We start from the raw sequence: 25,004 nt of genomic DNA, 5'->3' as shown, positions 1-25,004 counted from the left end.
GTTTGCTCGGCGCGAATGCCGTTGAGTTGACCTCGATCAGTGGCTTTGCGGCATTTCACCGCGGGCCAGGCGCTGGTTGATGTCGGCGATCACCGCTGGCAGGTCGCTGATGGTGTCGATCATGTAGTGCGGGCGCGAAACTTCGAACATCGCTTCGATACGCGTGCGCTCATGGGCCAGGCCGGCGCTGTCCAGGGCGCGGAACTGCGCGTAGGTCAGGCCCAGGGCGTTGCCGGAACAGGTCAGCGCCACGGTCCACATCCCGGCGCGACGGCCTTCGAGAATGCCCGGTACGGTGTCGTCGACCTTGACGCATGCCGCCACATCGTCAACGCCCAGGGCGATCACGTTGGCCAGGGCCTGCGCCGGCCATGGGCGGCCGTTGGGCACTTCGTCGGTGGCGACCACATGGTCGGCGACGTAGCCGTTGGTGGCGGCCAGCGCGACGACCTTGTCCATCACTTGCTTGGGATAGCCGGAACAGGAACCGATCTTGAGCCCTTGCGCACGCAGCACAGCGATGCAGTCGAGGGCGCCGGGGATCAGCGCCGAGTGCTCGGCGATCTTTTCGATCTGCAGCGGCATGAAGCGCTGGTAGATCGCGGTCACGTCCTCGTCGCTGGGCATGCGGCCGAACGCCTGGCGGTAACGCTCGGCGACCTGCGGCTGGTTGCACAGGGTGCGGATATGGTCCCATTTGCCCATGCCCATCGGGCCACGGGCTTCTTCGATGGAGACCTGGACGCCGAACTCGGCGAAGGCTTCGACAAAAATCTGCGTCGGCGCGAACGAGCCAAAGTCGACCACGGTGCCGGCCCAGTCGAGGATGACAGCCTGCAGGGTATCGGGGTGTTGATAGTTCATGGTTCAGATCCTGGGGGTAAAAAGGGCAATCAGATGTCCAGCACTTGCATCGCGTGCAGCGCCTGCGCAATGGCCGCGACCGCCGCGCGCATCTCGGCCGCATCGACGTGGCCGATGCAGCCCACGCGAAAGGTGTCCACCTCGGTCAATTTGCCGGGGTACAGAATGAAACCCTTGGCCTTGACCCGTTCGTAGAACGCCTTGAACTGGTAGCGCGGGTCTGTCGGCGCATGGAAGGTGACGATGATCGGTGCCTGGATCGCCGCCGGCAGGAAGCTGCGCAGGCCCAGTTCGGCCATGCCGTCCAGCAGCACCTGGCAATTGTTGGCATAGCGTCGCTGGCGCGCGGGCAGGCCGCCGTCTTCGTGGTATTGCAGCAGCGCTTCGTGCAGCGCGGCGACCACGTGGGTCGGTGGGGTGAAGCGCCACTGGCCGGTCCTGGCCATGTATTCGTGTTGCTCGAACAGGTCCAGCGCCAGGGAGTGGCAGTTGCCTTGGGCGGCGCCCAGCGCGTGTTTTTCAGCGAAGACAAAGCCCATGCCCGGCACGCCTTCCAGGCACTTGCCCGAGGCGGCGATGAGGGCGTCGAACGGTACTTCGCGGGCATCGATCGGCAGCGCGCCGAAGGAACTCATCGCGTCGACGATCAGGCGCTTGCCATGCTCTTTGACCGCCTGGGCGATCTGCGGCAGCGGGTTGAGCAGGCCGGTACTGGTTTCGCAATGGATCAACGCGACGTGAGTGATGGCCGGGTCGGCGTGCAGCAGGCGGTCGACGTCGGCGGCGCTGCAGGGTTCGTCTTCGGCGGTTTCAAAGGTGCTGAAATCGCGGCCGAGCACTTCGCAGATCTTCGCCAGGCGCTTGCCATAGGCGCCGTTGATCAGCACCAGCACCTTGCCGTTGCGTGGCACCAGGGTGCCGATGGCCGCTTCGACGGCGAAGGTGCCGCTGCCTTGCAACGGCACGCAATGGTGAGTGGCGGCGCCGTTGAGGATCGCCAGCAGTTGCGAGCAGACGCTGGCGGTCAGTTGATTGAAGCGCTCATCCCATGAACCCCAGTCCACCAGCATTGCCTGGCGGGTGCGGGCAGAGGTGGTCAGGGGGCCTGGGGTCAGCAGGATCGGCGCGGCGCTGCTCATTTCAAGTCCTCGCAAAGTGTTCGGGGTGGACGTTACGGCGCCTAAATTGCAGTTTGGCTTGTCATCAATCAAATTGTTTGTTGTTATGCGAGCTATCAGTCAGGCCGATAGAAAGGTCACTCAACATGAATTTGTTCCAACTGCGCGCATTCGACGCAGTGGCCCGCGAGGGCAGCTTTACCCGCGCGGCGGCGCGGTTGTTCATCAGCCAGCCGGCGGTGACCGGGCACATCAAGGCCCTTGAAGAGCACTACCAGATCCCCTTGTTGCGCCGCACTGCGCGGCGCGTCGAGTTGACCGAAGAGGGGACACGCCTGGCAGCGATCACCCGGGCGATCTTTGGCCTGGTGGACGAAGCCCAGGCCCTGCTGGAGGCCAATCGGCAGTTGCTCAGCGGGCGCCTCGAAGTGGCGGCCGATGGCCCGCACCTGGTGATGCCGATGATCGCCAGCCTGCGCGCGCGCTACCCAGGGATCACCGTGAACCTGCGCCTGGGCAATGCCCAGGAAACCCTGGCAGCGCTGCTGTCCGAGCATGCGGATGTGGCGGTGCTCACCGAAGTCGAACCACGCAACGGCCTGCACTTGCAGGCGCTGGGCGAGTCGCGGATCTGCGCGTTGGTGCCGGCCAGCCACCCGTGGGCGACGCTGGCCCAGGGCATTCAGTTGGAGCAATTGCATGAGGTGATCATGGTGCTGCGCGAGCCAGGCTCCATTACCCGGCGCACCTTCGATCACGCCTGCCTCGGCGCCGGGGTGCAGCCGAAAGTGCTGCTGGAGCTGGACAGCCGTGAAGCGGTGACCGAAGCCGTTGCCGCCGAGTTGGGGGTTGGCGTGGTGTCCTCGATGGAGGTCAGCCCGGACCCGCGCGTGTGTGCGCTGCCGATCCACGGGCAGGGGCTGCTCAACCGACACATGTTGGGGTGCATGGAGCGCCGTCGGTCGCTGCGTTTGATTCAGGCGTTTTTCGAGCTGGCGCCGTGAAGGTTTTTTGGTGGAACGTTGCGTTTTTGCCCTATAAACTCTGCCCCCAAAGCGCCGGCCAGTAGACGTCTCGGCGCGATGGATGAGGAAGAGAGCAAGTCATGGGCGCACAGTGGAAAGTCAAACATAAAGAAGCGGCAGCCAATGCCAAGGGCAAGATCTTCGGCAAACTGGTGAAAGAGATCACCATCGCTGCCCGTAACGGTGCCGACACCGCGACCAACGCCCACTTGCGTCTGGTGGTGGAGCAGGCCAAAAAAGCCTCGATGCCCAAGGAAACCCTGGACCGCGCCATCAAGAAAGGCGCCGGTCTGCTCGGGGAAACCGTGCAGTACCACCGCGTGACCTACGAAGGGTTCGCCCCGCATCAGGTGCCGCTGATCGTTGAGTGCGTGACCGACAACATCAACCGCACCGTGGCGGAAATCCGCGTGGCGTTCCGCAAGGGCCAACTGGGCGCTTCCGGCTCCGTGGCCTGGGACTTCAACCACGTCGGCCTGATCGAAGCCGCGCCGGACAGCCCGGACGCCGATCCTGAAATGGCGGCCATTGAAGCCGGCGCCCAGGATTTCGAAGAGGGCGAAGAAGAGGGCACCACCCTGTTCATCACCGAAACCACCGACCTCGACGCCGTGCAGAAAGCGCTGCCGGAGCAGGGTTTTACCGTGCTGTCGGCCAAACTGGGCTATATCGCGAAGAACCCGGTGACGGGGTTGACCGACGAGCAGATGGCTGAAGTCGAAGCCTTCCTCGAAGGCCTGGACAACCATGACGACGTGCAGGATATGTTCGTCGGCCTGGCCGGCTGATCCGTGCCTGAATAAACGCGCTCAAAACTGTGGGAGGGGGCTTGCTCCCGATAGCGGTGTGTCAGTCAACGATGATGTTGAATGGGCCACAGCCATCGGGACCAAGCCCCTTCCCACATTGGGTTCAGTGCTGTGGAATAGATTGCAGTAGCGCTTCGACTTCCTCGAAGCCCGGCCGCGCCAGCACTTCGGGCTGACAGCAGCGCGCCTGCAAGCCTTCTAGGATCTGGCGTGTGGTGTCGCTCAAGCCTACGTCGATCCGCTGCAACAACTCCCCGAGCAACACTCCGAACGCACGCACTTCAATGCGTTGCAGTGCCCGGGTTTCCAGGGTGTCGGCGGTGGCATGGAACGACGCCGCGCCGAAATCCCCGAGCAAGCAGTCGCCCGCCGCGTTCCACAGGATATTGTGGCCGTACAGGTCGCCATGGGTGATGCCATGGCGGTGCAGGTGCGCGCCCACCGAGGCGATGCCGCGAGCCATGCGCAATGCCACCGCGAGGCTGAAGCGGGTAGCCGGTTCGTAGATGTCGCGGGTGCAGGACGCCAGGCTCGGCAGGGCGGCGAGGTTGCGGTAGCTCGGCTCGATCAGGTCCATCACCAGCGCGGCCTGGTCGTCGGGGTGGCCAACCACGCGGCCTTCCACCTTGATCAGGTTGGGGTGCAACCCGGCGGCAATGCATGCCTGCATTTCGTGCAGCGGTGAGCCGTCGCTGGTGATGCTGCCTTTGTACAGCTTGACCGCCACCGGCTTGGCCGAGGGCTGCCAGAGCGCCTTGCGGATCACCCCGGAGGCGCCTTCCCCGAGCACCTCGGCCAGTTCCAGCGCCGACCATGGAATGTCAGGCGTCGCATCGTCGGCGGCCACGTCCGCCGCCATTTCCACCGGGTTGCCGGCGTAGGCCAGCCAGGTCAGGCTGGGCAGCGCCAGGAGCCAATCGGGCAGGCCGGTGAGGCGGTTGGAGGCGATGCGGATCAGCTCCAGGTTGTGACAATTGGCCAGGCTTGGCGGCAGGTGCGCCAGGTGGTTGCCGGCCAGCATCAGTTTTTGCAGCAGCGGCCGCTCGCCCAATTCGTCGGGCAGTTGGCTGATGCAGTTATCGGTGAGGATCAACCAGCGCAACAGCGGCGGCAACGCGGCGGCCGGCACGTGGCGGATACGGTTGGCCTTGAAGGCGATCATGCTCAGCTTTGCGCATTGGCCCAGGCAGGCCGGCAGTTCGGTAAAGGCGTTGTCCGAGCAGAACAACACACGCAGGTGCGGCAGGCGATGCAGGTCGTCGGGCAGGCTGCTCAGGGCGTTGCCGCTGAGGTTGAGGATTTCCAGGGAGTCGGCCAGTTCGAAGATTTCCCGGGGGAATTCGGTCAGCCCACAGGACAGGTCCAGGCGCTGGATGCCGGCCAATTGGCCGGCCTTGAGTTGGGCGAGGGTATTCATGAACGGCGCGGTCACTCGGCAAGGGGGCGTAAAAAGGCGCTCATGATACCGGGTCGGGCGTGTGTTGCGGGCGGACCGCCTGCAATTGGTTCAGGCGACTGGCGGTGCGCGCCAGATCGATGGCCTGGCCGCTCAAGGCCTGCTCCAGCGGGTGCGCGCCGATCAGGATCAGCTGTTTATCCTGGTCGTAGAGCACGTCCACCAGGTTGATAAAGCGCTGTTGCACGGCGATCGGGCAGTCTGCCAGATGCGGCAGCCCGTCGATGATCCACTCGTCGAAGTCCTGGCACAGCAGCAGGTAATCCATCACCGCCGTGAGTTGTTCGCAGAGGTCATGGAAGGTGAAGGCGATGCGCCGTGCCTGCTGGCTGCGGCAGCGCAACTGGCGGTTGCCGACCGTCAGCGCCTGCGCCGGGCAATCCGTGGCCGGCAGCCCGAGCGCGGTTCGCTGCGCCGGTGTCCCCGGCCACACGTACCGACCGCTGCTGAAGCGCTGTTCGGCATGGGCCTGGGGCAGGCTGCGGAAGTCCTTGGGCGAGCTGACTTCCAGCACGTCCATGCGCGCCGCGATCAGGTCGATCACCGGCTTGAATCGCTCGTGGTACAGCGGGTTGGGCAACAGCCCTTGCGGCGGATAATTGGACGTCACCAGCACCAGGACGCGACGTTGGAACAACGCCTTGAACAGGCGGTTGATCAGCATCGCATCGCCGATATCGTGGACATGGAATTCGTCGAAACACAGCACGCGGCAGCCGTCCAGCAGCGCATCCAGGGTCACCGCCAGTGCGTCGTGGTGCTGACGGTGGGCGAACATGCCCCGGTGCAGGCGGGCGAAAAAATCATGGAAATGCACGCGTTGTTTTTCGGCGATCGGCAATGCCTGGAAAAACCCGTCCAGCAGCCAACTTTTGCCGCGCCCCACCGGCCCGTGCAAATACAGGCTGCGGGTGGGCTGGCCGGCGAGCAGGTGGTGGGTCTCGCGCGCCATCGCCGCAATCGCCCGGGCCTGTGCGGCGCTGAGGGTATAGCCGTGCTGCTCGGCCTTGGTCTGAAAGAAGGTGGGGATGGGTGAGTCGTCGTGGGTGGGGTGTTTTTTACCGAGCAAACGACGGATCAGGGAACGCGGCGCCAAGGGGAGTCACTCTGTGTGCGGTGGTCGCTCACTTTAGGGCGACAATCGGGATTTGACCAATAGCGAAGCGCGCCGCCAGCCATCTCGAAAACGCATGGCCTTTACGAGGCGTGGGCTTCAGAACTGCAGCAGCGGCGTGGTCGGCAGCCCCTGCGGGCTGACCATTGCGTAGTTGTACCCGCCGCCGGACCAGTACTCGGCGAGCAAACCATCGGCGCTGCGGCTGCCGCGGGGCAGGAAGTTATTTTCCGGGCCCGGCGGGCGGATGTAGAAACTGATGTGCCGGCCTTGCCGATCCTCGTACAGCACCATCGCCGCTGCGCCTTGTTCGGTGCTGAGCAAGCGCCCGCTGACGGCGGTGAAACCCGCCTGGCTCAAGTCGGGTAGACGCTGGGCCTGGTTGAAATAGCGGTCGAGCCAGGTTTGCATCGTGGCGTTGCCCTGGGCGTGATAGTCGGCGGGCAGCACACCGTCCTGGGCAAACAGGCGGTAAGCCTGCATGGCATCGGCCATGGGCAGCATGGGCGGTTGCGTGGCTTCGCGCGCCTGCCAGCCACCCAGGCCGCCGAGGCTGACCGCCATCAGCAACACCGCCGCCGTGGCGAAATGGCGGCGCGACTGCTGCTTGATGCGCTGGCGGATCAGCGCCGGGTCCAGGGCCGGGTTGGCCGGCTGCTGCAACGCGCCACTCAAGGCGGCGCGCAATACGTGCGCGTCCTGCTGCCAGGCATGCACCTGGGAGGCGACCTCGGGGTGGGCGGCCAAGTAGGTTTCCAGCACGCGTCGATCGCTCTCCGGCAGTTGCTGGTCGACGTAGGCATGCAAATCGCGTTCGCTGGGGGGCAGGCTGATCATTTGAGTATCCGCAGGGAAGGGCTGGTCATTTCGCCATCGCTGAGTTGACGCAGGGCTTGGCGCGCCCTGGACAGACGCGACATCACAGTGCCGATGGGCACGTCGAGAATCTGCGCGACTTCCTTGTAGCTCAAGCCTTCGACCGACACCCACAACAGCAGGGCGCGCTGTTCGCTGTTGAGCCGGTCGAAGGCTTGCAGGGTCGACTGGGCGATTACCGTGCGTTCGACCGACGGCTGCACATCGTCGCGGCCGGTGAAGAACTCGAGCATGCGCGCATAGCGCCGGGTGCGCCGATGGGCATCGAGGAACTGCCGGTAGAGGATCGAGAACAGCCAGGCGCGCAGGTCGCCGTCGACGGTTTTGTCGGCCCAGCGGGTGATCGCCCGTTCCAGGGTCGATTGCACCAGGTCGTCGGCGCTGCTGGCGTTACGGCTCAGGGACAGGGCAAAGCGCCGCAGCCTGGGGATGAGTTCACGTAACTGTTCGTCGAGTTCATGCATGGGGAGTCGAGTCTAACCGGTTGTGTGCAGGTAGACGCTGCTCCCTGTAGGTTATTCCACTCGCGATGAAAAGAAACTTTACGCGTGTCGGTGAGAAGTTTCTGTAAAGCCTGAGCGCCTGTAATCGCAGGCTCGTACCTCAATCCACCCTCGTACCTGCCAGCCATTTTTCGGCAGTCAACCGATGAGGGTGTATCCATGATGTTTTCACCGACCGAAAAACCGCTTTTTTCCCCGCCCATGCTGGCGCCTCTGCCTGTCCTGCAGCGCGCCTTGGTTGAGCAATGGGGCTTTGGCCCATCGACCCCGCCGAGCGCCGCCTGTATCCACCACGCCATCGAAGCGCAAGCGGCGCTGGCACCGCATGCGACGGCGGCAGTGTGTGCGGGGCAGCGCATCAGTTATGAACAACTCAACCGCCAAGCCAATCGTTTGGCCGCGGGCTTGATCGAGCAGGGCGTCAAACGCGGCGACACTGTGGCGCTGTTCGTCGAGCGTTCGATCCCCATGCTGGTGGGCCTGTTGGCCGTGTTGAAGGTCGGCGCCGCGTATGTGCCGCAGGACGCCAGAATCGTCCCGCCCCTGCAACTGGCCATGGTCCTCGAGTCATTGACCAGCCCGCTGATCCTGACCCTGTCGCACCTGGCGGATCGCATCCCGTCAGACGCGGCCCATCGCAGCTTGTGCCTGGACACGTTCCTGGCCGAAGTGCCCTGGATCGCCCAGGACAATAAGCCGGTGGGCGCCGTCGTCGACACCCACGACCTGTGTTTCGTGCTGTTCACGTCCGGCACCACGGGGCGCCCCAACGGCGTGTGTGTCAGTCACCGTAACGTATGCAACATCCTGTTGACGCAGCCCGGGCGGATGGGCATGGCGCCGGGCCGCAACGTCGGGCAGATCCTCAATATCGGCTTCGACATGGCGGCCTGGGAAATACTCGGCTGCCTGGCCCATGGCGCGACGTTGCTGATTCGCGGCAAAGTCATTGCGCAGACCGCTGCACAGTGCCATGTGTTGATCGCAACCCCTTCGATCCTGGCCGGCCTCGATCCTCGGCAGTGCCCCGATCTCCAGGTGGTCGCGGTCGCCGGAGAACCCTGTTCCCAGGCCCTGGCCGAGCGTTGGGCGGCGCATTGCACGTTCTACAACGGCTGCGGCCCCACCGAAACCACCATCGTCAATACGCTGCATCGGCATGTGCCTGGCACCCCATTGACCATCGGCCAGCCGACCCCCAACAACAGCGTGTATGTGCTCGACGAACAGGGCCGCCCCTGTGAGGCGGGGCAAGCCGGGGAAATGTGGGCGGGCGGCGCCGGGGTAACGGCGGGCTACCTGAACAACCGCGCATTGACCCACGAACGGTACCGCCCGGACCCCTTTGTGGGCGGCGACGCCATGATGTTCCGCACACGCGACCTGGGACGCTGGACGGCCGACGGGCAACTCGAGCACCTGGGGCGCGTCGATGACCAAGTGAAAGTCCGCGGGTTCCGGGTGGAGCTGGACGCGGTGTCCAGTGCCCTGGAAGCCGGCGATGGCTGCACGCGAGCCGTCACGCTAAAACTCGACAGCCGCACCTTGGTCGCCTTTGTTTCGCCGGCCAGCGCCGACGTGGCGTCCTGCCGACGCCAATGCGAGCAGCGCCTGGCCTACTACTGCGTGCCGGCGCTGATCGACGCAGTGGAGCATTTTCCACTGACCGCCCGCGGCAAGATCGACAAGGCGCTGTTGCTGCAACGGGCGCGTGAAAGGTGGGTGGCCGTGCAGGCGTTCGCGGTGCAGGAGCCCGGCCATGCTTGATGCCCTGAGCCAAACCGTGGTGCCGCCCAAACCGGCGCTTTGGCGGCGCTGGACGGCGTTGCCGGTGTTTTCCTACTACAACCGCCTGGCGGCGTTGGTGTTGCTCAGCAACCTGGCGTTTGCGGTGCTGGGCGTCGGCCTGCAGGGCGTCAGCGCCCAGACGTTGTCGGCGCTGGTGCTGATCAACCTGTCGCTGGCCATCCTGATTCGCCAGCAATACCTGATCAATGCGTTGTTCTGGCTGGCGACGCGCATCCCCGTCACCTGGCCGCTGCGTGTGCGGCGCAGCGCGGCCAAGGTGTACCACGTCGGCGGGCTGCACAGTGGCGCGGCGCTGGCGGCCACGGGCTGGTTCGCGGGGTGGGTCGGTGTGCAGGCCGCGGACTATCTGCAGCGGCCGGGCAGCGTTTCGTCCGCTGGGTTGTGGCTTGGCGCGACGCTGCTCGGCGTGTTGCTGTTGATGGTGGGCATGGCGCAACCGCGCATCCGGGGGCGATTTCACAATGGCTTCGAGCGGGTTCATCGGTTTGCGGGGTGGGCCGCGTTGCTGTTGTTTTGGGCGCTGACCTTGCTGGCGTCCGTCGAACGCGGTGCGAGCCTGCTGCACAGTGGCGCGTTCTGGATGCTGGTGCTGTTGACGCTGAGCATCGCACTGCCCTGGCTGCGGCTGCGCAAGGTCGCCGTTGAGCACACGCGGCCTTCCGGGCATGCGGTGATTACGCGCTTTACCCACACCACGCCATTCGCCGGTTCGTCGACCGCGATCAGCCGACATCCGCTGTTGGAGTGGCACTCGTTTGCCAACATCCCCACACCGGGCCAAACCGGGTTTCGGCTGACCATTTCCCGCGCCGGGGATTGGACGGGGCGGTTTATCGAGGACCTGCCGCGCCATGTGTGGGTCAAGGGCATCACCACCGCTGGCGTGGCCCATGTGGAAACCCTGTTCAAGTCGGTGGTGTACGTCGCCACCGGCAGCGGGATCGGCCCGGTCATGCCGCATTTACTCGCGGCGCGGCTGCCGATCCAGCTGATCTGGTCGACCCGCAGCCCGCGCAAGACCTACGGCGACGAATGGGTCGACGAGATCCTGGGTGCCCAGCCCGACGCGTTGATCTGGGACACCGATGAGCGCGGCAAACCTGACCTGGTGCAGTTGGCCTACGGCGCCGTGCAAGCCTGTGGCGCGGAGGCTGTGATCTGTATCGCCAACCAACGACTGACGCAGCAGGTCGTGCAAGAGCTGGAAGCCCGGGGGATACCCGCCTATGGCGCGATCTGGGATTCGTGAAGCGTGTGTGTTCATTAAACGATATCAATCAATGGAGGTGCCTATGAATGTAGTGATCGAGCGTCAGGGTCGGGTGGTCCTGGTCAGGCTCAATCGTCCCCAGGTCAAGAATGCGCTGAACTCGGCGCTGATGACCGAGCTGGTTTCTTGTCTGGAGGCCCTGGACCAGGACCCTCAGGTCGGGTGTTTTGTCATCACCGGCGGTGCGCAGTATTTTGCCGCCGGAGCCGATATCAAGGAGATGAGCGGCAAGACCTATCAGGACATGCTCAACGAGGATTACTTCGTCGGCTGGGAGGCATTTACCCGCCTGCGCACGCCGACCATCGCCGCCGTCAACGGTTACGCCTTCGGCGGAGGGTGCGAACTGGCGCTGATGTGCGACATGATCTTTGCCGCCGATAGCGCCACCTTTGCCCAGCCGGAGATCAAGCTCGGCGTGATCCCTGGCATGGGGGCGACCCAACGTCTGACAGGCTTGATCGGCAAGGCCAAGACCATGGATCTGGTGCTGACCGGGCGGCCGATGACGGCTCATGAGGCTGAGCAGGCCGGGTTGGTGTCGCGTGTCTATCCGGCGGCGAGCTTGCTGGAGCAGACGCTGGCGGTGGCCGCGCAAATCGCCGGTTTTTCTCGCCTGGCCACCCGGGCGGCGCGCGAGGCGGTCGAGCAATCCCTGCAGCTCGGGCTGCACGAGGGCGTGCGGCTGGAACGCCGACTGTTCCACAGTCTGTTCGCCACGCCCGATCAGCAGGAGGGCATGCAGGCGTTTCTCGACAAGCGACCGGCCGCGTTTAATCGGGTGTAGGAGGGCTAAGGACTCGGCGCTGGGCTGCTCTGAAAAAAACTACAGTGAAGGAGGAATAAACCTACATGGGATTCGTCTCATAGCTCAATTTCCCCTTGGCCATGTGCCCTGGAGCTTTTCATGGTAGATCACTCATCACCGCCCCGTCCGCCACTCAGCACGGCCAGCCTGGCGATCAGGCTGGCGTGTATCGGTGGCGTGGTAGCGGCTGTCGCCGGGGCGTTTGCCTACGTCAACGGCACCTTCGACCCACAACGCCTGCAGCCCAAAACCCTGGTCAATGCCCTGGAAACCAATAACGGCATCCACCCGGGGTTTCGGCGCAACCATGCCAAGGGCGTGTGTGTCGCGGGGTACTTCGAGAGCAGCGCCGAGGCGCGTGCCTACTCCAGTGCCCAGGTATTCAATGCGGCCAGGACCCCATTGATCGGCCGGTTTGCCTTGCCCAGCGGTAACCCCTACGCGCCGGACAGCAGTGTGCCGATCCGCAGTTTTGCCGTGCAATTCAGCCAGGCCAACGGCCAGCAGTGGCGCACCGGGATGAACAGCATGCCGGTGTTTCCGGTGGGCACCCCCGAGGCGTTCTACCAACTGCTCAAGGCCGGCGCGCCCGATCCGGCCACCGGCAAGCCCAACCCGGCGAATATGCCGGCGTTCTTTGCGGCCCATCCCGAGGCCGCGCCGTTCCTGGCGTGGGTCAAGACGGCCAAGCCATCCGCGAGCTATGCGACGGAAACCTACAACGGCATCAACGCGTTTTTCCTGGTGGGCGCCGATGGCAAGCGCCAGGCCGTGCGTTGGGCGGTTGTCGCGCAAAGCCAGGATGCTGTGGGCGATACCGCGCCAGCCGGCAGTGACTTCCTGGAAAAAGACCTGGTGCAACGCCTGGCTTCAGGACCGCTGCGTTGGCAGTTGAACCTGACCCTGGCCAACCCCGGCGATCCGCTCGACGATGCAAGCAAACCCTGGATCGGCGAACACAAAATACTCAACGCCGGCACCCTGGTGCTGCAAAGCAGCCAAGCGCAAGCAGACGGCGATTGCCGCGACATCAACTTCGATCCGCTGATTCTGCCAAGCGGCATCGAGGCTTCGAATGACCCGCTGTTGGCTGCGCGTTCGGCCGCCTACGCCAGTTCCTACCTGCGCCGCGCCGCAGAAGTCAGCCCGTTGCACCGCCCCCCTCAGGAGTCGAAGCCATGAATGCCCAACCACGGTTTTTCGCCCCCCTGGCGCGCCTGCTGCACTGGCTGATGGCGCTGATGATCATCGCCATGCTGTTTATCGGCGCGGGCCTGGCAGCGTCGGTTTCCGAACGGCATGAATGGTTGATCCACCTGCACAAGCCGCTGGGTATCGCGATCCTGGCGTTGGTGATCGTGCGTTTGGCGGTGCGTTTTTCCACGCGCCAACCGCCGTTGCCTGGCGATTTGCCGCGATGGCAAGTGTTGGCGGCCAAGGCTTCCCATTGGCTGCTGTATGCCTTGATGCTGGTGTTGCCGCTGCTCGGTTGGGCGATGATTTCGGCGGCGGGCGACCCGGTGATGCTCAGCCATTCGGTGCAACTGCCGGCGCTGGTGTCGGCCAACGCACCGCTGTTCGCGGTGCTGCGCAAGGCCCATGGCTATCTCGCCTACGTGCTGTTTTTCACGGTGTTGTTGCACCTGGCGGCGGCGCTGTTCCATGGGTTGATTCGCCGTGACGGCGTGCTGCAGAGCATGACGGGCACCCAGGACTGAGGCCCGCGCTTGATCCGTGTGGCGAGCACGCTCGCCACATTCAGCGCAACAGGCCGACGACATCGGCCACGCTGCTCAACACATCCTTGCCCAACTGCATCGAGCGTTTGCCCGACCAGCCGGTGTTCGGGTTGGGCGCGTCGTCGTTGTCCTTGAAGGGCATCTCCAGGGTCAGCGACAGGCAGTCGTACTTCTCACCGACGGCATTGCAGGCCAGGGTCATATTGGCTTCGCCCGGCAGGTCGCGGGTGTAGCCGTGGGTGGTCTGGAAGTCACGGGTCAAGGCGCTCAGGTGGCTGCGAAAGTGCTTTTCCAGGGCTTCGATACGCGGGGTGTAACCGGGGTTGCCTTCGCAGGCGGCGGCGAATACGTAGGGGATTTCCTCGTCACCGTGGATATCGAGGAACAGGTCGACGCCATACTTTTCCATTTGCGTCTGGACGAACAGCACTTCCGGGCTGATCTCCTGGCTGGCGCTCTGCCAGGCGCGATTGAGGTCCTGGCCCATGGCGTTGGTGCGCAGGTGGCCGTGAAACGCGCCGTCGGGGTTCATGTTCGGCACCAGGTACAGGTCGGCGACGGCCAACAGCTTTTTCAGCTCGGCGTCGCCGTCCTGCTGCAGGCGTTCGATGATGCCTTCCATAAACCATTCGGCCATGTGCTCGCCGGGGTGCTGCTGGGCGATGATCCACACCTTGCGCCGACCTTCGCCACCTTTGCCACGGCGCAACAGTTGGATATCGCGGCCTTCGACACTTTTACCGGTGGCCAGCAAGCGGGTGCCCGCATGGTTCAGCGCCTGGTCGATGAGCCAGTCGTGGCGCTCGCGGCTGTAGGGTTCGAAGTAGGCAAACCAGGCGTGTTTCTCACGGGTTTCGAGACTGATATGCAGGGTTTCGCCGTCGAAACGCGTAGGCACCCGAAACCAATTGACGTGGTCATACGACGCCACGGCGTTGTAGCCGCTCCAGGCGTGTTTATAGGACGATTGCCCGGCATTGCTCAGGCGGAAGGTGTGGGTGTGGCCCACGTGCATGCCTTCGGCCTTGAAGTGGAACCATTGGAAATGGTGACTGCGGGTATCGGGTTTGATTGCCAGCAACAAGTGATAGGCATCGCTGGCATCCAGAACCTGGATGTTGCCGCTGTCGAAGTTGGTGCTGATTTTGATGGAGGTCAAGGCCACGGTCATAGTCTGGCTGCCTGAGTATGAGTGTTGTGGCGGTTATCTTACACAGAGGCCGGGCAAAATCCGGATGCAAAATTGTTGCGGGAGGAGGGGGGCGTCATCCTTGACGCCGCAGCAGCTTAGAATCTGTGAGATTGATTCTCAAGTGCTATTTCGCAAAGGTCTGAGCCAGAGCGGTCGCCCGACTTTCTTTTGACGATGGTCTTTTGCTATCATGCGTGCCATCAAGCAACACACAGTCTTCATTAGCCTGAAGCAAAGCCAGAAACACTGGCAAAAAAAAGACCCGGCCAAAGAGCCGGGTCAAAAACCGTGATTAGCCTGATGAGGAGATATTCCAAGAGTCCGACCTAAGGTCCCTTGGTCTATCGACTGATCTCGCGATCAGCTTGGTCCAATAATAATCATTATCATTTGCAAGTCAAATGTTTTTATCCGCGGGATAGAAATATTTTTTCTTTCGCGTGGCTCATGCACCGTCCTGGGCCTGCGGCGCCTGCAACGATCGCTCCACCATCGCCTTCGCCATATCAATCAAATACACCACTGAAAATGCCAGGTCACGCTGGTTGCCTTGATGGCTGCTCGCCGATTCGTAGGCTGTGGCAGCCGCGCTGCGCAACAGGTCCGAGGCATGCACCAGGGCTTCCTCCGGGCTGACGCCGGGCTTGATGCTGAAGAAGGCGTCGTTCGGGGCCGAGGCGCACATCTCTTCTTTCAAATAGTAATCCAGCGCACGTTGGGCGGCGCCGCTGCTGCGCATGTCGAGCAGCTCATGGGATTCGGGTTCGCAGGGCAGGCGATACGGGCTTGTCGTCATAGGGCGGTACTCGGGTTGGGTGTCGAAACGCTGATACCCGATGATAGTACGTATCGTATTTATGTCGTTTTATGGATTACTACAAACTGTTTATTGCCCTGAAAAATACGCGACGTATTGTCAGGCCCCATGGATAAATGGATCGCGTTGGTCAGGGCCAACATGAAAGACCGCAAGGTCACGCAGGATGAACTGGCCGAACGCCTGGGCATGTCCCAGGGCGGTGTCGGGCATTGGCTGAACAAGCGCCGGGTGCCAAGCCTGGCGGACATGAACCGGGTGCTGGAAGCGCTGGGGCTGGGCTCCCTGGAAGTCGCGCTGGATATTCGTCGCAAGGCCGATGCGCTGCCGGTTGGGCCACCACACTACAACCCGTACTTCCGCTACCCGGTCAGCGATTGGAAAGGCGTGTGCGAACTTCGCGAAGAGCGCCCGGCCTACGGCGCGGCGCGCTTCGAACTGACGGACTACCATGCCCAGGGCGAGGCTTACTGGCTGCCCGTGGTCGGCGACGCGATGACCGCGCCCAGTGGCCTGAGCATCGGTGCCGGGATGATGATCCTGGTGGACCCGGCCATCGATGCCGAACCCGGCAAGCTGGTGGTCGCGCAGTGGGCGCACAGCCCGCAGGCGACCTTCCGCCAGTTGTGCGAAGAGAGCGGCCAACTGTACCTGGTGCCGCTCAATCCGACTTACCCCAAGCGCCTGTTCAGCGACGATTGCCGCATCCTCGGCGTCGTCGTGCAGGCCACGGCGAAGTTCTAGTCCGCGGGTTCAAGCTCGACCAGCGCGCAACCTTCGGCAACCATTTCGCCTTCCTGGCAGAACAGTGCCTTGACCACGCCGGCCTGGGGCGCGCGGATGCTGTGTTCCATCTTCATCGCCTCCAGCACCACCAACTGCGTGCCGGCTTCGACGGTCTGGCCGACATCCACCAGCACCCGCACGATGCTGCCGTTCATCGGCGCGGTGAGGCCGCCTTGGTGGGATTGGTTGGCTTCGACTGCCGCAATCGGATCGAACAGGCTGACGGCATGCATGTCGCCCTCCCAGCGCAGGAACAGCGTGCCTGCGCTACGCACGGCCAGATGGGCACGGCGCACGCCCTGATGGTCGATCAGCAGCTGTTCGCCTTGCAGTCGCGGCGTGTGTTGCGCCAACGTCACCAGGCGATCCTGGCCGTTGCAGCTCAAGTGCAGTGAGACTTCGGCGGGCAGCCCTGCGCGAAAGCCGCGAGTGTCTGCCCACGGCCCGTCGCCGGCCGGCAGGCTCTGCATGAAGGCCGAACCCGCGGCCTGCCAGAATTCGTCGCTCAACGCTCCGGGCAGCGGCAGCAGTTCGTCCTGATAGCGCGGAATAAAGCCGGTATCCAGCTCGGCGGCGGCAAACGCCGGATGGGCGATGATGCGTCGCACAAAGCCCAGGTTGGTCTTGAGTCCGCCGACGGCGAACTCGTCGAGCATGCTCAACAGCCGCAGCCGCGCTTGTTCGCGGTCCTCGCCCCAGGCAATCAGCTTGCCGAGCATCGGGTCGTAGAAGGGCGAAACGCTGTCGCCTTGCTCGACGCCGCTGTCCACGCGGCGGCCCGGGCCGGGTGCGGATTCGCGGTACAGCGTCAGGTGGCCGGTCGCGGGGAGGAAATCATTGGCCGGGTCTTCGGCATACAAGCGCACCTCGATCGCATGGCCGATCAACGGCACCTGTGCCTGGGTGATCGGCAGCGCTTCGCCCTGGGCCACGCGAATCTGCCAGGCCACCAGGTCGAGGCCGGTAATCGCCTCGGTCACCGGGTGTTCCACTTGCAGCCGCGTGTTCATCTCCATAAAGAAAAACTCGCCACGGGCATCCAGCAAAAACTCCACCGTGCCCGCGCCCACATAACCGATGGCCTGGGCCGCACGCACCGCGGCTTCACCCATCGCCCGGCGCTGGTCGCCGCTCAAGCCGGGCGCCGGGGCTTCCTCGACGACTTTTTGGTGACGCCGCTGGATCGAACAATCGCGCTCGTTGAGGTACAGGCAGTGCCCCTGCTGATCGGCAAATACCTGGATCTCCACATGGCGTGGCTTGAGCAAGTACTTCTCCACCAGCATCTGCGCGTTGCCGAAGGACGACAGCGCCTCACGCTGGGCGGAAGCCAGGGCTTCGGCCAGTTGACTGACGTCCTCGACCACTTTCATGCCCTTGCCGCCGCCACCGGCCGTGGCCTTGAGCAGCACCGGGTAGCCGATGCGCGCGCAGGCGGCGTGGAAGGTGTCCAGGTCCTGCGCTTCGCCGTGGTAGCCCGGCACCAGCGGCACGCCGGCGGTTTCCATCAGTGACTTGGCGGCGGACTTGCTGCCCATGGCGTCGATTGCCGAGGCGGGCGGGCCGAGAAAGATCAACCCGGCCGCCTCGACGGCACGGGCAAAACCGGCGTTTTCGGAAAGGAAGCCGTAGCCCGGATGAATCGCCTGGGCGCCGCTGGCCTGGGCGGCGGCGATCAGTTTGTCGATTTGCAGGTAACTGTCGGTCGCTTTGCTGCCGCCCAGGTCGACGCGGATATCGGCTTCGCGGCTATGGCGCGCATCGCGATCGGTGGCGCTGTGGACCGCCACGGTGGTCAACCCCATCGCCTTGGCGGTACGCATCACGCGGCAGGCAATTTCGCCACGGTTGGCCACCAGTATCGTGGTCAGTGTGCTCATGAGCGTGGCTCCTGCGACTGCCAGCTGGGCGGGCGTTTTTGCAGGAATGCGCGTAAACCTTCCTGGCCTTCGGCGCTGACGCGGATCCGGGCGATGGCATTTTCGCAATAGCGCCGCAGCGCCGGGGTGAGGGCGCCGTTACCGACTTCGCGCAGCAGATCCTTGCTTGCACGCATCGCTGCCGGGCTGTTTTGCAGGAGGTTGGCAATCCAGTGGTCGACCTGTTGATCCAGGGTTTCGGCCGGATAGCTTTCCGCCAGCAGGCCGATGTCGCGCGCACGTTCGCCGCCAAAGCGTTCGGCCGTGAGCGCATAACGACGCGCCGCGCGTTCCCCGATGGCTTGCACCACAAACGGGCTGATCACCGCAGGCGCCAAACCGATGCGTACTTCCGACAGGCAGAACTGTGCGTCATCGGCCCCGATCGCCATGTCGCAGCAACTGATCAGGCCCAGCGCGCCACCGTAGGCTGCGCCTTGCACCACTGCCAGCGTCGGGATTTTCAGCTTGGCCAGGTTGTACATCAGCTCCGCCAGTTCGCGCGCGTCGTCGAGATTGGTGGCGTAATCCAGTTCGGCCGACTGTTGCATCCAGGCCAGGTCGGCGCCGGCGCTGAAGTGTTTGCCGCGCCCGCGCAGGACCAGAAAGCGCAGCGACGCATTGCCCTGCACCTGGTCGAGGGCGATGATCAGTTCGCGGATCATCTCGGCGTTGAAGGCGTTGTGCTTGGCTTCGCGACTGAGCCACAGCGTGGCGAAACCACGGCTGTCGGTGATCAGTTCGAGGGTGTTGAAATCGTTCATGGGGTACAGCTCCATTTACATGCGGAACACGCCGAAGCGGCTCGGCTCGATGGGGGCGTTCAGTGCGGCAGACAGGGCCAGGGCCAGCACGTCGCGGGTCTGCAACGGGTCGATGACGCCGTCATCCCACAGGCGGGCGCTGGAGTAATACGGGTGGCCCTGGGTTTCGTACTGGTCGAGGATCGGCTGTTTGATCGCCGCTTCCTCTTGCGCGCTGAAGCCGTTGCCGGCGCGTTCGGCCTGCTCGCGCTTGACCTGCACCAGCACGCCGGCCGCCTGTTCGGCGCCCATCACGCCGATGCGCGCGTTGGGCCACATCCACAAAAAACGCGGGTCGTAGGCGCGGCCGCACATACCGTAGTTACCCGCGCCAAAACTGCCGCCGATGATCACGGTGAATTTCGGCACCTTGGCGCAGGCCACCGCCGTGACCAGCTTGGCGCCGTGCTTGGCGATACCGCCGGCCTCGTACTTCTGGCCGACCATAAAACCGGTGATGTTTTGCAGGAACAGCAACGGAATCCCGCGCTGACACGCAAGCTCGATGAAGTGCGCGCCTTTTTGCGCGGCTTCGGCGAACAGAATCCCGTTGTTGGCCAGGATCGCTATCGGGTAGCCGTGCAAGTGTGCAAAGCCGCAGACCAGGGTGGTGCCGAACAGCGCCTTGAACTCATCGAACACCGAGCCGTCCACCAGTCGCGCAATCACTTCGCGCACATCGAACGGCTGCTTGGCATCGGCCGGGATCACGCCGTACAACTCTTCGCCGCTGTACAGCGGCGCCACTGGCGTGCGTTGCAGCAACTGGCCTTGTTTGCGCCAGTTGAGGTTGGCCACGCTGCGCCGGGCCAGGGCCAGGGCGTGTTCATCGCTGTCGGCATAGTGGTCGGCCACGCCGGAGATCTTGCAGTGTACGTCGGCACCGCCGAGGTCTTCGGCGCTGACCACTTCACCGGTGGCGGCCTTCACCAGCGGCGGGCCGGCGAGGAAGATGGTGGCTTGCTGGCGCACCATGATTGCTTCGTCCGCCATCGCCGGCACATAGGCGCCGCCAGCGGTACACGAGCCCATCACCACCGCAATCTGCGGGATGCCCTGGGCGCTCATGTTGGCCTGGTTGAAGAAGATCCGCCCGAAGTGCTCGCGGTCGGGGAAGACCTCATCCTGGCGCGGCAGGTTGGCGCCGCCGGAATCCACCAGGTAGATGCATGGCAGGCGGTTCTGTTCGGCGATGGTCTGCGCGCGCAGGTGTTTCTTGACCGTCAGCGGGTAGTAGGAGCCGCCTTTCACCGTGGCGTCGTTGGCGACGATCATGCATTCGACGCCTTCCACGCGGCCGATCCCGACAATCACCCCGGCGGCCGGCACGTCTTCGCCATACACCTGATGGGCGGCCAGTTGGCTGAGTTCCAGGAACGGCGAGCCCGGGTCGAGCAAGCGGTTGATCCGCTCGCGTGGCAGCAGTTTGCCGCGCGAGGTGTGGCGCTCCTGGGCCTTGGCGCCGCCGCCTTGCTGCACCTGGGCGAGCAGGGTGTGCAGGGCGTCGACCTGTTGGCGCATCGCCGCGCTGTTGGCGGCGAACTCCGCCGAGCGCGGGTTGAGCAGGGTGTGCAAGGTGGCCATGGCGCGCTCCTTCAGCGGGTTTCGTTGAAGAGTTCGCGACCGATCAACATGCGCCGGATCTCACTGGTGCCGGCGCCGATTTCGTACAGCTTGGCGTCGCGCAGCAGGCGTCCGGCGGGGAATTCATTGATGTAGCCATTGCCGCCCAGGATCTGGATCGCGTCGAGGGCCATTTGCGTGGCGCGTTCGGCGCTGTAGAGGATCACCCCGGCCGCGTCCTTGCGCGTGGTTTCGCCGCGCTCGCAGGCCTGGGCCACCGCGTACAGGTAGGCGCGGCTGGCGTTGAGCTGGGTGTACATGTCGGCGACCTTGCCCTGGATCAGCTGGAATTCGCCGATGCTCTGGCCGAACTGCTTGCGGTCGTGGATGTACGGCACGATCAGGTCCATGCAGGCTTGCATGATCCCGGTCGGGCCGCCGGACAGTACGACGCGTTCGTAGTCCAGGCCGCTCATCAGCACTTTGACGCCGCCGTTGAGCACGCCGAGGATGTTGTCCTCCGGCACTTCCACGTCATCGAAGAACAGCTCGCAGGTGTTGGAGCCGCGCATGCCGAGCTTGTCGAACTTGTTACTGCGGCTGAAGCCTTTCCAGTCGCGCTCGACGATGAACGCCGTGATGCCGTGGGCGCCTTTGTCCAGGTCGGTCTTGGCGTAGATCACGTAGGTGCTGGCGTCGGGGCCGTTGGTGATCCAGGTCTTGCTGCCGTTGAGCACGTAGTGGTCGCCGCGCTTGTCGGCGCGCAGTTTCATCGAGACCACGTCGGAGCCGGCATTCGGCTCGCTCATGGCCAGGGCGCCGACGTGTTCGCCGCTGATCAGCTTCGGCAGGTACTTGAGTTTCTGTTCATGGCTGCCGTTGCGGTTGATCTGGTTCACGCAGAGGTTGGAGTGGGCGCCGTAGGACAACGCCACCGACGCCGAACCACGGCTGATCTCTTCCATGGCCACCACATGGGCCAGGTAGCCCAGGCCGGCACCGCCGTATTCTTCGGCCACGGTAATGCCCAGCAGGCCCATGTCACCGAACTTGCGCCACAGGTCGGCGGGGAACAGGTTGTCGATGTCGATTTGTGCCGCGCGCGGAGAAATCTCCTTGGCCACGAAGGACTGCACTTGGTCGCGCAGCATGTCGATGGTTTCGCCGAGGGCGAAGTTCAGGGAGGGGTAACTCATGGACAGGCACCTTTATTGAGCTTTGTTGTTGTGGGGTGACGGCACCGGGGGAGGGGATGCTCACCTTTACGTTAACGTAAGCTTGCGTTGCGGCGCTGTCAATCGTAGTTTACGTTTACGTCAACCTACAAAAAAGACAACAGGGGTCGTTATGGATCAACCGAATCAGAGCTACAGCCGTGGCTCTCAGGACAAGACCTTGTTGGCCATGACGATCGGTCAGGCCTTCGATCACACGGTTGCGCAGTATCCCGATGGGGAAGCCTTGGTGGTGCGTCACCAGCAACGCCGCTACACCTGGCAGCAACTGGCCGAGACCGTCGACCTGCACGCCCGCGCGCTGCTGGCGTTGGGCCTGCAGCGCGGCGATCGCCTGGGCATCTGGGCGCCGAACTGCGCCGAGTGGTGCATCAGTCAGTTGGCCAGCGCCAAGCTCGGGGTGATCCTGGTCAATATCAATCCGGCCTATCGCAGCACTGAGCTGGAATACGTGCTCAAGCAATCCGGCTGCCAATGGCTGGTGTGTGCCGGTTCGTTCAAGACCTCCGATTACCACGCGATGTTGCAGGAACTGCTGCCCGGGTTGGCGGAGCAACCCGTCGGTCGCTTGAACTGCGAAAAACTGGCGGACCTGCGCGGCGTGATCAGCCTTGCGCCGCGCCCGCCCACGGGCTTTTTGCCCTGGTCGCAACTGGCGGCCCTTGGTGCGGGCATCCCGCCTGAGCGATTGATCGCGCGCCAAGCCAGCCTGCACTTCGACCAGGCCGTCAATATCCAGTACACCTCCGGCACCACCGGCTTCCCCAAGGGCGCTACCCTCAGTCATCTCAATATCCTCAACAACGGCTACATGGTCGGCGAAAGCCTGGGCTTGACCGCGCAGGACCGCCTGGTGATCCCCGTGCCGCTGTATCACTGTTTCGGCATGGTGATGGGCAACCTGGGCTGCATCACCCACGGCACCACCATGATTTACCCGAACGACGGCTTCGACCCGCTGCTGACCCTGGCCGCCGTCGCCGAAGAACGCGCCAGCGCCCTGTACGGCGTGCCGACCATGTTTATCGCCATGCTCGACCATCCGCAACGCGGCGAGTTCGACCTGTCCAGCCTGCGCACCGGGATCATGGCCGGTGCCACCTGCCCGATCGAAGTGATGCGCCGGGTCATCGGCGAAATGCACATGAGCGAAGTGCAGATTGCCTACGGCATGACCGAAACCAGCCCGGTGTCCCTGCAGACCGGCCCCGATGACGACCTGGAGCGCCGCGTCACCACGGTCGGCCGCACCCAGCCGCAATTGGAAAGCAAGATCGTCGACCTCGCCGGTCACACCGTCGCGCGTGGCGAGATCGGTGAGCTGTGTACCCGTGGCTACAGCGTGATGCTCGGTTACTGGAACAACCCCGACGGCACCCGCGACGCAATCGACGACGCCGGCTGGATGCATACCGGTGACCTGGCGACCATGGACGAGCACGGCTACGTGTGCATCGTCGGGCGCAACAAGGACATGATCATTCGCGGTGGCGAGAACGTGTACCCGCGCGAGCTGGAAGAGTTTTTCTTCACGCACCCGGCGGTGGCCGATGTGCAGGTCATTGGTATTCCGGATGAGCGTTATGGCGAAGAGATTGTTGCCTGGGTCAAGTTTCACCCCGGGCATGTGGCCAGCGCGCTGGAGTTGCACACGTGGTGCAAGGGGCGTATCGCGCACTTCAAGACGCCCAAGCATTTCAAGTTCGTGGACGAATTCCCGATGACGGTCACCGGCAAGATCCAGAAATTCCGCATGCGCGAGATCTCGATCGAAGAGCTGCGAACGCTGTCTTAGTCGTTTCGCTGAAAACTTGTGGGGGTAGGGAGCAAGCCCCTCCCACAGTTTAAATTGCGTAATCCCAGACAGCACAAAGGGGACCCGAAGGTCCCCTTTAATTTGTTGTTACGTGCTCTTTTTTTATTATTGAGGGGCGGTCTATTGTTGTTTTTGGCAACCGTTACCCTTTACCGCTGTTTTTGGCGACCCCATCCAGGGTCAAGAGCAAACGTATTTTTTTGAGCGCTGATCTGCTTCTTCGTACACGATCCAACCAGTGGGTAGCTACCTGAGGTAGTTTTATTTTTCTCTATCCGGTTGCGGGTTTCGGCATGCCGTACCCTGCGAAGCACATCTTCTCCAAAAAAATCTGTTAGCTGCGTCTCTGCCGTGTTGTTTTTGTTATGTCAGAGTCGTTTCGTCTTATTTTTATTAGGTTTGGCGCTTTTTATTCTTGTTATGCCATAGAGATAGCAGAAGCCGTGCCAACTTTTAAAAATCGTTTAAAATCAATGAGTTGAGTTTTTTGTGAGAAATGTCCTACGGTAAACACGGGAAAATATGTTCCCGTGTTACTCGTCCGGCCGGCCTGCGGTAACACATTGTCACGGCTAAGTTACTCAACTGGCGTTACGCGCCCCGGCAACGCGCGAGCCGCTGGGCCGGCCGAGCACGTCGCTGATCTGCCGGCCCGCGAGAATCAATCGCTCCAGGTCGATGCCGGTCTCGATCCCGAGGCCGTTGAGCAGGTACACCACATCTTCGGTGGCGACGTTACCGCTGGCGCCCTTGGCGTATGGGCAACCGCCTAGGCCGGCGATAGAGCTGTCGAACACGTTGATCCCTTCCAGCAGGCTGGCGTAGACGTTGGCGACGGCCTGCCCATAGGTGTCATGGAAGTGCCCCGCCAACTTGTCCCGTGGCACGTGCGCGCCCACCACCTCGAACAGCCGGCGCGTGGCTCCCGCGGTGCCGGTGCCGATGGTGTCGCCCAGGGACACTTCATAGCAGCCCATGGCAAACAGCTCGCGGGCCACCGCCGCCACTTGTTCCGGGGCGACCGCGCCTTCGTAAGGGCAACCCAGCACGCAGGACACATAGCCGCGCACACTGACACCCTGCTGTTTGGCGGCCGCCATGATCGGCACGAATCGCTCCAGGCTTTCGCTGATCGAGCAGTTGATGTTGCGCTGCGAAAACGCCTCGGACGCCGCAGCAAACACCGCGACCTCCTTGACCCCGGCGGCCAGCGCATCTTCAAAGCCGCGCAGGTTCGGCGCCAGCGCGCCGTAGGTCACGCCGGGCTTGCGCTGGATCTGCGCAAAGACTTCGGCGGAACCGGCCATCTGCGGGACCCACTTGGGCGAAACAAAACTGCCGACTTCGATGTAGCTCAGGCCCGCGGCGCTGAGGGCATCCACCAACTGCACCTTGTCGGCGACGCTGATGGGTTGGGCTTCATTCTGCAAACCGTCGCGCGGGCCGACTTCGACCAGGCGCACGTGGGAGGGGAGGGACATG

The 25,004-nt window shown here is 63.4% G+C and carries 22 protein-coding genes; 9 read left to right on the top strand and 13 right to left on the bottom strand.

The window, feature by feature from the left end; translation table 11 throughout:
• Positions 1-36: 36 nt before the first annotated feature.
• Together phnX and JN756_RS19635 are read right to left on the bottom strand one after the other, a co-directional pair.
• A complete protein-coding gene (gene phnX / locus JN756_RS19640; protein ID WP_201021196.1) occupies positions 37-864 on the bottom strand; it encodes a phosphonoacetaldehyde hydrolase in 828 nt (275 codons plus the stop codon).
• A 29-nt stretch (positions 865-893) separates the two neighbouring features.
• Positions 894-2,003, bottom strand: a complete 1,110-nt coding sequence (locus JN756_RS19635) for a 2-aminoethylphosphonate--pyruvate transaminase (RefSeq protein ID WP_108525056.1) — start codon at positions 2,001-2,003, stop codon at positions 894-896.
• Between the two features lie 125 nt (positions 2,004-2,128).
• Here JN756_RS19635 and JN756_RS19630 point away from each other — a divergent pair, with 125 nt between their 5' ends.
• Entirely contained in the window at positions 2,129-2,986 is an 858-nt protein-coding gene (locus tag JN756_RS19630; protein ID WP_046382861.1) for a LysR substrate-binding domain-containing protein, read from the top strand.
• A gap of 101 nt (positions 2,987-3,087) precedes the next feature.
• Entirely contained in the window at positions 3,088-3,795 is a 708-nt protein-coding gene (locus JN756_RS19625; protein ID WP_017848129.1) for a YebC/PmpR family DNA-binding transcriptional regulator, read from the top strand.
• A 124-nt stretch (positions 3,796-3,919) separates the two neighbouring features.
• On the opposite strand, the gene JN756_RS19620 is transcribed toward JN756_RS19625, so the two are convergent.
• The 4 genes from JN756_RS19620 to JN756_RS19605 all read right to left on the bottom strand — a co-directional run bounded on the left by JN756_RS19620 (position 3,920) and on the right by JN756_RS19605 (position 7,726).
• Positions 3,920-5,233: a leucine-rich repeat-containing protein kinase family protein gene (locus tag JN756_RS19620; RefSeq protein WP_169881572.1), complete on the bottom strand. Its 1,314-nt coding sequence runs from the start codon at positions 5,231-5,233 to the stop codon at positions 3,920-3,922.
• A 40-nt stretch (positions 5,234-5,273) separates the two neighbouring features.
• The gene (gene zapE, locus JN756_RS19615) at positions 5,274-6,368 is read right to left on the bottom strand and encodes a cell division protein ZapE (RefSeq protein ID WP_046485411.1); all 1,095 of its coding nucleotides are present in this window, start codon (positions 6,366-6,368) and stop codon (positions 5,274-5,276) included.
• A gap of 117 nt (positions 6,369-6,485) precedes the next feature.
• The gene (locus tag JN756_RS19610) at positions 6,486-7,223 is read right to left on the bottom strand and encodes an anti-sigma factor family protein (RefSeq protein ID WP_057004453.1); all 738 of its coding nucleotides are present in this window, start codon (positions 7,221-7,223) and stop codon (positions 6,486-6,488) included.
• Positions 7,220-7,726, bottom strand: a complete 507-nt coding sequence (locus JN756_RS19605) for a sigma-70 family RNA polymerase sigma factor (RefSeq protein ID WP_046382864.1) — start codon at positions 7,724-7,726, stop codon at positions 7,220-7,222. Before JN756_RS19605 ends, JN756_RS19610 begins: the two co-directional genes overlap by 4 nt.
• 198 nt (positions 7,727-7,924) lie before the next feature.
• Here JN756_RS19605 and JN756_RS19600 point away from each other — a divergent pair, with 198 nt between their 5' ends.
• From JN756_RS19600 to JN756_RS19580, 5 genes are all read left to right on the top strand, one after another.
• Positions 7,925-9,532, top strand: coding sequence for an amino acid adenylation domain-containing protein (locus JN756_RS19600; RefSeq protein ID WP_201021195.1), 1,608 nt, complete (start codon positions 7,925-7,927; stop codon positions 9,530-9,532).
• Positions 9,525-10,823, top strand: a complete 1,299-nt coding sequence (locus JN756_RS19595) for an FNR domain-containing protein (RefSeq protein WP_201021194.1) — start codon at positions 9,525-9,527, stop codon at positions 10,821-10,823. Before JN756_RS19600 ends, JN756_RS19595 begins: the two co-directional genes overlap by 8 nt.
• A gap of 43 nt (positions 10,824-10,866) precedes the next feature.
• A complete protein-coding gene (locus JN756_RS19590) occupies positions 10,867-11,631 on the top strand; it encodes an enoyl-CoA hydratase-related protein (RefSeq protein WP_017848122.1) in 765 nt (254 codons plus the stop codon).
• 120 nt (positions 11,632-11,751) lie between these two features.
• Entirely contained in the window at positions 11,752-12,834 is a 1,083-nt protein-coding gene (locus JN756_RS19585) for a catalase family peroxidase (RefSeq protein ID WP_017848121.1), read from the top strand.
• Entirely contained in the window at positions 12,831-13,370 is a 540-nt protein-coding gene (locus JN756_RS19580; protein ID WP_017848120.1) for a cytochrome b, read from the top strand. The genes JN756_RS19585 and JN756_RS19580 overlap by 4 nt, the downstream gene beginning before the upstream one ends.
• Positions 13,371-13,410: 40 nt before the next feature.
• Here JN756_RS19580 and JN756_RS19575 read toward each other — a convergent pair whose 3' ends face one another.
• Both JN756_RS19575 and JN756_RS19570 read right to left on the bottom strand, forming a co-directional pair.
• Positions 13,411-14,562, bottom strand: coding sequence for a M14 family metallopeptidase (locus JN756_RS19575; RefSeq protein WP_201021193.1), 1,152 nt, complete (start codon positions 14,560-14,562; stop codon positions 13,411-13,413).
• Positions 14,563-15,028: 466 nt separating this feature from the next.
• Positions 15,029-15,379 carry a DUF6124 family protein gene (locus JN756_RS19570; RefSeq protein WP_026140171.1) on the bottom strand — a complete coding sequence of 117 codons (351 nt, stop codon included), beginning with the start codon at positions 15,377-15,379 and terminating at the stop codon, positions 15,029-15,031.
• 129 nt (positions 15,380-15,508) lie between these two features.
• Here JN756_RS19570 and JN756_RS19565 point away from each other — a divergent pair, with 129 nt between their 5' ends.
• Positions 15,509-16,144, top strand: a complete 636-nt coding sequence (locus tag JN756_RS19565) for a LexA family protein (RefSeq protein ID WP_201021192.1) — start codon at positions 15,509-15,511, stop codon at positions 16,142-16,144.
• Here the strand turns inward: JN756_RS19565 and JN756_RS19560 are convergent.
• The 4 genes from JN756_RS19560 to JN756_RS19545 are packed head-to-tail and all read right to left on the bottom strand — an operon-like array spanning position 16,141 to position 21,667.
• Entirely contained in the window at positions 16,141-18,066 is a 1,926-nt protein-coding gene (locus JN756_RS19560; RefSeq protein ID WP_201021191.1) for an acetyl/propionyl/methylcrotonyl-CoA carboxylase subunit alpha, read from the bottom strand. The genes JN756_RS19565 and JN756_RS19560 overlap by 4 nt on opposite strands.
• Positions 18,063-18,869: a gamma-carboxygeranoyl-CoA hydratase gene (locus tag JN756_RS19555; RefSeq protein WP_017848114.1), complete on the bottom strand. Its 807-nt coding sequence runs from the start codon at positions 18,867-18,869 to the stop codon at positions 18,063-18,065. Before JN756_RS19555 ends, JN756_RS19560 begins: the two co-directional genes overlap by 4 nt.
• Before the next feature lie 15 nt (positions 18,870-18,884).
• A complete protein-coding gene (locus tag JN756_RS19550; RefSeq protein ID WP_057004449.1) occupies positions 18,885-20,492 on the bottom strand; it encodes a carboxyl transferase domain-containing protein in 1,608 nt (535 codons plus the stop codon).
• An 11-nt stretch (positions 20,493-20,503) separates the two neighbouring features.
• The gene (locus tag JN756_RS19545; RefSeq protein WP_057004448.1) at positions 20,504-21,667 is read right to left on the bottom strand and encodes an isovaleryl-CoA dehydrogenase; all 1,164 of its coding nucleotides are present in this window, start codon (positions 21,665-21,667) and stop codon (positions 20,504-20,506) included.
• A 151-nt stretch (positions 21,668-21,818) separates the two neighbouring features.
• On the opposite strand from JN756_RS19545, the gene JN756_RS19540 reads away from it, so the two are divergent.
• Positions 21,819-23,501 carry an AMP-binding protein gene (locus JN756_RS19540; protein WP_201021190.1) on the top strand — a complete coding sequence of 561 codons (1,683 nt, stop codon included), beginning with the start codon at positions 21,819-21,821 and terminating at the stop codon, positions 23,499-23,501.
• 602 nt (positions 23,502-24,103) lie between these two features.
• On the opposite strand, the gene JN756_RS19535 is transcribed toward JN756_RS19540, so the two are convergent.
• A complete protein-coding gene (locus JN756_RS19535) occupies positions 24,104-25,003 on the bottom strand; it encodes a hydroxymethylglutaryl-CoA lyase (RefSeq protein WP_201021189.1) in 900 nt (299 codons plus the stop codon).
• Position 25,004: the final 1 nt, after the last annotated feature.

The sequence above is a fragment of the Pseudomonas sp. Y39-6 genome (assembly GCF_023651955.1).
GTDB classification, from domain to species: domain Bacteria; phylum Pseudomonadota; class Gammaproteobacteria; order Pseudomonadales; family Pseudomonadaceae; genus Aquipseudomonas; species Aquipseudomonas veronii.
Note: the sequence above shows the minus strand (reverse complement) of the source record. Positions and strands in the feature narration are given on the sequence as shown.